The sequence below is a fragment of the Helicobacter monodelphidis genome, assembly GCF_003288845.1.
Lineage (GTDB): Bacteria > Campylobacterota > Campylobacteria > Campylobacterales > Helicobacteraceae > NHYN01.
The window spans coordinates 1-592 of sequence record NZ_NHYN01000086.1 but is presented as its reverse complement, the minus strand read 5'-3'; the positions used below and the strand labels follow the sequence as shown (position 1 = coordinate 592).

Annotated in this window: 1 protein-coding gene; it reads right to left on the bottom strand. The window is 33.4% G+C overall.

Annotated elements, in window-relative coordinates; genetic code table 11:
• Nucleotides 1–592, bottom strand: a 592-nt coding sequence (locus CCZ01_RS10625) for a PBECR2 nuclease fold domain-containing protein (RefSeq protein ID WP_258437188.1), incomplete at both ends; no start/stop codon positions are given.

Below are 592 nucleotides of genomic sequence, written 5' to 3'. Positions count from 1 at the left end.
AGCCTCTATATTGTCTTTAAATCTAGTCCTTAAACTTTTCTCTTCATCATGGAAGGATTCAAAGTCTAAGGGTTTTTTAAGATGATTAGGGGTAGAATCCCAAAGTGCTTTGCCAAAGTCTTGGTCAGCGGTGTACTCAATCTGCAAGTCAGAGGGCTTAGAGACTTCCCCGCCCGTTCTTAATATATCAGACGCGCCAGCAACTTCACCGCGTTTAGCATCTTCATAAATAGTTTTTGAGCTATTTAGCTTGTTTCTAATGTTGTTTTTTGTTCTCTCAACATGACTTGAAAAAAACCAATCTCCATTGTATTTTTTTGCGACACTCATGAAAAATCTATTTTTCTTTGTATCTACAAAGCTTTTAATAAAAAGGATACCTATTCCATCATCTAAAACTCTTTCTGGTGCTTCTAATGTTTCTTTAATTAGGGGAATATGCTTCTCTCTTTTATTTGCAATCAGTTTTATTAAACTATTTTTTGTTAAAAGCAAATCTTTGCCGACATACTCCTTAACTTCATTAGGAATATGCGGTATAAAAGGTTCATCAATATTTTTTAGATTGAATATATTCATCCATTCTTGTTTA